Annotated in this window: 5 protein-coding genes; 3 read left to right on the top strand and 2 right to left on the bottom strand. The window is 72.7% G+C overall.

Going from position 1 to position 7,248, the window contains the following annotated elements; genetic code table 11:
* Positions 1 to 225 precede the first annotated feature (225 nt).
* Together P1P75_RS37880 and P1P75_RS37875 are read left to right on the top strand one after the other, a co-directional pair.
* Positions 226 to 687: an ATP-binding protein gene (locus P1P75_RS37880; protein ID WP_319263984.1), complete on the top strand. Its 462-nt coding sequence runs from the start codon at positions 226 to 228 to the stop codon at positions 685 to 687.
* Between the two features lie 93 nt (positions 688 to 780).
* Positions 781 to 2,106, top strand: a complete 1,326-nt coding sequence (locus P1P75_RS37875) for an Nramp family divalent metal transporter (RefSeq protein WP_319263982.1) — start codon at positions 781 to 783, stop codon at positions 2,104 to 2,106.
* A gap of 197 nt (positions 2,107 to 2,303) precedes the next feature.
* Here the strand turns inward: P1P75_RS37875 and P1P75_RS37870 are convergent, their stop codons facing one another.
* Both P1P75_RS37870 and P1P75_RS37865 read right to left on the bottom strand, forming a co-directional pair.
* Positions 2,304 to 3,599: a hypothetical protein gene (locus P1P75_RS37870; RefSeq protein ID WP_319263981.1), complete on the bottom strand. Its 1,296-nt coding sequence runs from the start codon at positions 3,597 to 3,599 to the stop codon at positions 2,304 to 2,306.
* A 114-nt stretch (positions 3,600 to 3,713) separates the two neighbouring features.
* Positions 3,714 to 4,220 carry a SigE family RNA polymerase sigma factor gene (locus tag P1P75_RS37865; protein WP_319263979.1) on the bottom strand — a complete coding sequence of 169 codons (507 nt, stop codon included), beginning with the start codon at positions 4,218 to 4,220 and terminating at the stop codon, positions 3,714 to 3,716.
* Positions 4,221 to 4,470: 250 nt separating this feature from the next.
* On the opposite strand from P1P75_RS37865, the gene P1P75_RS37860 reads away from it, so the two are divergent.
* Positions 4,471 to 7,146 carry a SpoIIE family protein phosphatase gene (locus P1P75_RS37860; RefSeq protein WP_319263977.1) on the top strand — a complete coding sequence of 892 codons (2,676 nt, stop codon included), beginning with the start codon at positions 4,471 to 4,473 and terminating at the stop codon, positions 7,144 to 7,146.
* Positions 7,147 to 7,248: the final 102 nt, after the last annotated feature.

Raw genomic sequence — 7,248 nt, 5'->3', positions numbered from 1 at the left:
CCACCACCCCGCCCCCCGGCCAGGGCCTCTGGTTCACCCGCCAGGTCTGCGCCTACGTCGACCTCCGCCCGACCCCGGAGGGCACGGCCGTACGCCTCCAGTACGGCTGAGCCCCGTTTTCCCCGGGTATCACCAGGTATCCGCAGGTATCTGGGCCTATGTACAGGTACGGAAACAGGTAGTCCTCCCCGTGTACGTGTCGCCGACGGAGGTCATGGTGGAGGCATGCTGCAACTCTCCGGGGGGCGCCTTCCTGACCCCGACTCTCCGTACGGCGCCTGTCCTCAACCGCCCCTGGGCGCGGGCCACTGGAGTGTCGAGTACGACCCGCGGCCGTCCGCCGTGGGTGAGGCGCGCTCGCAGGTGCGCCGGCAGCTGGAGGGCTGGGGGCTGGCCGAGCCGGAGGACCTGGTCGACACCGCCGTACTGCTCGTCAGTGAACTCGCCACCAACGCCCTGCTGCACTCCGCGAGCCACTACCGGCTCACGCTCTCCGCGGCGCACGGCGTGCTGCGCTGCGAGGTCGCCGACACCGGCCGCCGTACCCCGCAGGTACTCCAGGCGGGCTCCGCGGAGAGCGGCCGGGGCATGTTCCTCGTGGAGGCGCTCGCCCGGCGCTGGGGCTGCCACCAGGACGGGCCGGGAAAGACCGTGTGGTTCGAACTGGGCACATGCACGTGCGACTGACGTTCCAGCGGGGCGGCTCCCGCACCCCCCGCGGGCGTTGCGTTCGTGTACGCCCCCTTGTCGGCGCGGGCTCCTTCCGCTTTCTTGATTCCTATGGCGGACACCACGGGCAACCCCACTGACACCGAGGCATCATCCGGCCGCGACAACCCTTCCCCCCGCAAGTCCAGTTGGCGGTACATCGGGCCCGGCATCGTCGTCGCCGCGACCGGCGTCGGGGCAGGCGACCTGGTCGCCACCCTCATCGCCGGCAGCAACTTCGGCTACACGCTGCTGTGGGCCGCGGTCCTCGGCTGCCTGGTCAAGATCTCCCTCGCGGAGGCGGCCGGCCGCTGGCACCTCTCCACCGGCCGCACCCTGTTCGACGGCTGGGCGAGCCTCGGCCGCTGGACGACGTACTTCTTCCTCGTCTACGTCGTCGTCTGGGGCTTCGTCTACGGCGCGGCGGCGATGTCGTCCAGCGCGCTGCCCCTCCAGGCCCTGTTCCCGGACGTGATGGACCTTGAATGGTGGGCCATCGCCTGCGGGCTGGTGGGCCTGGTGTTCGTCTGGTTCAACAAGTACGCGGTCTTCGAGAAGGTCATGACCGTCCTGGTGGGCGTCATGTTCGTGGTGACCGTCTACCTCGCGATCCGCGTGACGCCGAACATCGGGGACGCTCTCGCCGGCCTGCTGCCGGTACTGCCCGACGAGAAGGACTCGGTCCTCAACACCCTCGGCCTGGTCGGCGGCGTGGGCGGCACCATCACCCTCGCGGCCTACGGGTACTGGGTCAACGCCAAGGGCTGGACCGACACGGGCTGGATGAAGATGATGCGGCTCGACAACCGCGTCGCGTACCTCACCACCGGAGTGTTCGTCGTCGCCATGCTGTTCGTGGGTGCCGAGCTGCTGCACTCCGCGAACGTGGCGATCGCCGGCGGCGACAAGGGGCTCGTCCAGCTCGGCGACATCCTGGAGGCGGAGTACGGCACGGCCACCGCCAAGTTCTTCCTCATCGGCTTCTTCGCCACCTCCTTCACCTCCCTGATCGGCGTCTGGCACGGCGTCAGCCTGATGTTCGCCGACTTCGTCGCCCGCCACCGCGGCGGCGACCGGACCACGGGCGCCGAGGTCGCCTCCGGCCGGCGGGAACGCTCCTGGCCGTTCCGCCTCTACCTGCTGTGGCTGACGTTCCCGCCGATGGTCCTGCTCTTCCAGGGCCAGCCCTTCCGCCTGATCATCCTGTACGGCGTGCTGGGCGCGGCCTTCCTTCCCTTCCTCGCACTGACCCTGATCTGGCTGCTCAACTCGGCCCGCACGCCCGTCGAGTGGCGCAACGGCAGGCTCAGCAACGGGATGCTCGCGGCGGCCGGGCTGCTGTTCCTGGTGCTGTGCGTGAAGCAGGTCTGGGACCAGCCGTGGTCGGAGTTCTTCTGAGTTCTTCTGAGCCGCATCGGCGGGCGCTGACGGGCGGATCCGGGTGCTGACAGGCGGATCCGGGCGCTGACGGGCGGATCCGGGCCGCCGATCCGCCGTTTTCACGGCGTGGCGGCGGCCCCGATCTGCCAACTGCCGGCTGAGGGAATGGTCGGCACCATCCCATCAGGCGCCCGTAGGACGTCCAGCAGCTCCTCTCAGGCGCCCAGGAGCTCCCACTGCGGACTGAGTGCGATCTTGCGCAACTGGGCGATCGTGAGCGCCGGTTCGGAGCGCGTCGCGGCCGCCGACTGACTGCCGGAGTTGAAGGCGCTGATCACGACCCGCATACCGTGCGCGCGCATCGTGTCCACGGTCCACATCACGACGCCCTCGCCGCCCTTCTCGCCGGGCCCCTGCCGCGTCGCGACGCGCGTGCCGTCGGGAAGGGTCTCGGCGCCGGAGCCGTACAGCGCGCCCGCGGCGTCGGTCATGTTGTGCTGCAGGTTGATCTGGACGTAGCTCTGGCCCTTGCCGTCGTTCACGACGGCGTAGGCGAACTCGGTCTCCTCGTTGCCGCTGGAGACGACCTTCACGCCGTCGGGCAGCGCCTTGGTGAGGATGGCGAGGATCCGCCGGCCCTCGTAGCTCGTCACGTCCCCGGTCGAGCCCTCCGTGGGGGAGGACGGCTTCCGGGGCTCATCGGGGATGGCGTCGGCGACCCTGCGCCACTCGTTCGCCGCGGCCAGCTTCTTCAACTGCTCCATGGTGAGGGGCGGTTCGGGCCGCGAGACGGGCTCGCCCTTCTGGGCCGCGGCGTTCCACTCGCTGACGCTGACCCGGGTCCCGTCGGGAGTGACCAGGTCGGCGCTCCACGCCTTGGTGTCCGCGCGGCGGTCCGGGTACTCGTACCCCTGGGTGAGGGTCACCACGGACCCGTCGGGCAGGGTCTGCGTCACGCAGCTGTCCAGGCCCGAGTCGGGCAGCTCCATGTCGGGGCAGGGCGCCACCTCGCCCGCCGGATCGAAGGCCTCGCCGCCGCCCCGGACCCGGTCCACGAGCAGCGAGAGGGACCCCGCGCCCTTGCCGTCGTCGAAGGCCACCTGAGCGAGCGGCGGCAGCGGACTGTCCGTTCCCCGCGCCTCGCCGCGCGTCACCTTCCCCTTGGGGAGCAGCTTCGTGAGCGTACGGACCATGTCGTCCGCCGAGACGACGGGCGCGGCGGGTGTGGCGGCCACGGCACTCGGTGTGCCGGACCCGGTCGCGGCGACCGAGCCCTGCTGCGGGGAACTGCCCGCGCCGGAGGGTACGAGCAGCGCCCCGCCCACCCCCACGAGGGCGAGGCCTGCCGCACCCCCCGCGATGGCGGCCCGCCGCCGCAGGCGCAGCCGGCGCCCGCGCACCGCGCCGGCCGCGACGAGCGCGGCACGGTCGGTGTCGAAGGTGCCGCCGGCCTGGTGCAGGGCAGCGGAGAGCCGGTCCTCGAAGGGGTCGTGGGTCTGGTCGACGGGCATGGCGTACCACCGTTTCCGGGGTCGGATTGGTCGAAGGAAGTAGTGGGGGTGGTCGTGCCGTCCGAGGACGGCGCTCGGTGCCGGGCAGCCCGTCGGCGACGGGCCGGGGCACGCTCAGGGGCGGGCGTACTCGCCGATGTCCTCACCCAGCAGCTCCCGCAGCCGGCCGAGGGCCCGCACACACCGCGTCCGTACGGCGGCGGAACTGGCGTTCATCGCACGGGCCGTCTCCTCGACGGACCGGTCCTCCCAGTACCGCAGGACCAGAACGGCCCGGTCCTTCGCGGGTAGCCGGCCGAGGGCCTCCACCAGCGTGAGCCGCAGGGACACGTCGGCCCCCGCACCTGCCCGCTCCGGAAAGACGTCCACGGCACGCTCACGGCTGCTGCGCCGCCGCTGATGGGTCAGGAAGGCGCGGGTGAGCACGGTCTGCGCGTAGGCGGCGGGGTTGTCGGCCCGGGATACGCGCCCCCAGCGGACGTACAGCCTGCCGAGGGTCTCCTGCACGAGATCCTCGGCGAGGTGCGTGTCCCCCGCGGTGAGCAGGCAGGCGGACCGGTACAGATGCCCGGTCCGTGCCGCCGCGAACTCGGCGTACTCGTCCGCGCGGACCTGTCTCATGCGTGTTCCCCCAGTCCGGTGGGCCCCAGCGGCCCTGTGCTTCCGGCGCCCGCCCGGTGGCCTTGCGTGCTGCCCTCACCTCATTGATGCGGTGGGGTGGTGGAAATGTTTCAGAGTGGCGGAAGGAATCCTGAATGAATCCTGAATCCTCCTCGTGACGGACTCCGTCGGGGACGGGCCTTCACCCGTGCGCCCCTCTGCCGGACCGTGCGCGGGCGCGGGGCCGCGCCCGCTGGGGCAGACTGGGGCCATGGCCGACCCCCAAGCCACAGGCGCGCCATCGCGCCGGTTCACGCAGGGGCCGCGGAGCGTGGCGGAGGCTCGTCGGTTCGTGCGGACCGCTCTGGACGGCGTCGCTTCGGACGTGGTCGAGACCGCCCAGCTCCTGGTCAGTGAGCTGGTGACCAACGCGCTGCTGCATGCCCGTACCGAGGTCGAGGTGTCGGCCCGGGTGGACGGCGGCGGCACGGTGCGGGTGGCGGTGAGCGACCGGCGGCCGGACCGCGGGCTCGTGCCGTACGCCTACCCGCCGTACGCCGGCACGGGGCAGGGCCTGGCCCTCGTCGGGTACCTGGCGTCCCGGTACGGCGTCGACGCGGGCGAGGACACCAAGACGGTGTGGTTCGAGCTGGAGCCCGGCGACGCGATGCCTGACGCGACGTCCGACGGAACGTCCGACGGGACTTCACGGCCGTCGGTCGGGTGGGAGATCCCGGCGCCGCCGTCGGACTCCGCCTCCGGGGCGACCGTGACACTGGTCGACGTACCGGGCGCGCTCTACTCGGCCTCCCAGCAGCACCGGCACACGCTGCTGCGCGAGGTCGTCCTCGCCCTGGCCGCCGGAGAGGACCTGGGTGTGCCACCCGGGGAACTCGCCGCGGCCCAGGACATGAACCACCTGATCAGCACGTGTGTGACGGCCGCGCTCCAGCAGGAGTCCGGCGGAGCGGGGATCCGGTCCCTGCCCCTGTCCGTGCCGCCGGACGCCGGGCCTGCCGTGCAGGCGCTGCGCACGGTCCTCCACCTGGCCGAGGAGAAGGCCAGGGACGAACGGTTCCTGACCCTGCCCGCGCTGCCGCGCAGCCGCGTCTTCCACCAGTGGCTGTTCGACCAGATCGTCGGCCAGCTCGCGGGCGGACCCCCCACCGCGTGGACGGTGGTGCCCCGCGAGCCCGGCGCCGGCCCGTCCGAGCTGGTGCCCTGGGACGCCGGCCAGGTGCAGGCCAGCAGGGTTGCGACGGTCGCCGCCGACGAGCGGAACACGATCATCGCGGCGAACGGGCCTGCGGCGGACCTGCTCGGCTGGCACGCCGACGACCTCGTCGGGCTGCCCCTCACCACCCTCATTCCGGAGCACCTGCGCAAACGTCACCTCGCGGCGTTCACGTCCCTGCTGCTCAGCGGGCAGCCCCGGATCCTGGGCCGCTCGGTACCGCTCCCCGCGCTGCACCGCGACGGACGGCTGGTGCCCGTCCGGCTGTTCATCCAGACCCAGGAGATGCCCGACGGCCGCACCGTGTTCGTCGCCCAGCTCACTCCCAGGGCCGCAGCGCCGGGCACCCCGACCCGCCCGTCCGGCCGGGCCCGGTCCGTGGCGCCGCAGCAGCCGAACGGCCCTGCCCCGTCGGCCGTCCCGCACCCCGGGGGAGCCGGGGCGGGCATTCCGGCGCTGGAACGGCTCTCCCTGCTGGCCGACACCGGGGCCGCCCTGAGCAACGCCCCGAACCTGGACGAGGGCGTGGAGCGGGTGGGCCGGGTGCTCACCGAACGGCTGGCCGACTGGTGCGCGGTGGACCTGTTCACCGGGGAGGCCGCCCAGGTGGACCGGGCCTGTGTCGTCGGCCGCGCCCTCGGCGGGGCCTGCCCCGAGGAGTACGAGGGCCGGCTCCCGCCCGTGTCGGAGACCGCCCGCGGCCCCCTCGCCCGTGCGCTGCGCGGGGCCGGCCCGCTGCTCCTCGCGGAGCCCCCGCCGCCGAGCCAGGCCGCGAGCGCGCTGGACGCCCACTACGGGGAACTGCTCCGCAGCATGGGGACGCGCAGCGCCGTCGTCGCCCCGCTCCGGGCCCGCCGGGAGATCATCGGCGCTCTCACCGTGGCCCGCGGCGGCGCGGAACGGCCCTTCACCGAGGACGACCTGCCCCTGATCGACGATCTGGCGCGCGCCCTCGCCCTGGGCGCGGACAACGCCCGCCTCCACCAGGAGACGAAGAACATCGCCGAACGCCTCCAGCGCTCACTGCTGCCCGTACTGCCCGAGATCGACCACCTCCAGATCTCCGCCCGCTACGCGGCCTCCTCCACCACCGCCCAGGTCGGCGGCGACTGGTACGACAGCTTCGTCCTGCCCAGCGGGGACACCGCGCTGGTGATCGGCGACGTCACCGGCCACAACCTCGACGCGGCCATCGCCATGAGCCAGTTGCGCAGCATGCTGCGCGGCATCGCCGTGGACCGGCAGGAGCCCCCCGAGACGGTCCTGCGCCGCCTGGACATGGCGAACCACAGCCTCTACCGCGAGGCCACCGCCACCTGCATCTACGGACTCGTCAAGGGCCCGGAGAACGGCCCCTGGGAGTTGGTGCACTCCTCGGCCGGCCACCTGCCGCCCCTCCTCATCACCGAGGACGGCCGCACCCGCTACCTGGAGGACGGCGCGGGCGTACTCCTCGGCCTGGACCCCGACCTGCCCCGCCCCCGGGCCCGCGACGCGATCCCGGCCCGCTCGACGGTCCTCCTCTACACCGACGGCCTCATCGAACGCCGCGACGAGTCCCTGGACCACGCCATGGACCGCCTCCGGCGCCACGCCGCCGACCTCGCCCGCGAACCCCTCGACGTGTTCTGCGACGAGCTCCTCATCGGCCTGGGCGCGGACAGCGACGACGACATCGCGATCCTGGCGGTCCGCCCCGCCCCGCCCGAGTAGCCCGTACGTCGGGTAACTTCCCGGTGTGACAGAGCAGCCGCCCCCCGTCCCGCACGGCTTCGTAGACGCGGCCGTCCACGTGGACCACGGCGACCATGAGGG

Source organism: Streptomyces sp. ID05-39B (genome assembly GCF_033794725.1).
GTDB lineage: Bacteria > Actinomycetota > Actinomycetes > Streptomycetales > Streptomycetaceae > Streptomyces > Streptomyces bobili.
This window is presented reverse-complemented; position numbering and strand designations above follow the sequence as displayed.

What these genes read in the sequence shown, in the direction of transcription:
- P1P75_RS37880 (WP_319263984.1), top strand. Translation starts at nt 226, where the DNA reads ATGCTGCAACTCTCCGGGGGGCGCCTTCCTGACCCCGACTCTCCGTAC.
- P1P75_RS37875 (WP_319263982.1), top strand. Translation starts at nt 781, where the DNA reads ATGGCGGACACCACGGGCAACCCCACTGACACCGAGGCATCATCCGGC.
- P1P75_RS37870 (WP_319263981.1), bottom strand. Translation starts at nt 3,599, where the DNA reads ATGCCCGTCGACCAGACCCACGACCCCTTCGAGGACCGGCTCTCCGCT.
- P1P75_RS37865 (WP_319263979.1), bottom strand. Translation starts at nt 4,220, where the DNA reads ATGAGACAGGTCCGCGCGGACGAGTACGCCGAGTTCGCGGCGGCACGG.
- P1P75_RS37860 (WP_319263977.1), top strand. Translation starts at nt 4,471, where the DNA reads ATGGCCGACCCCCAAGCCACAGGCGCGCCATCGCGCCGGTTCACGCAG.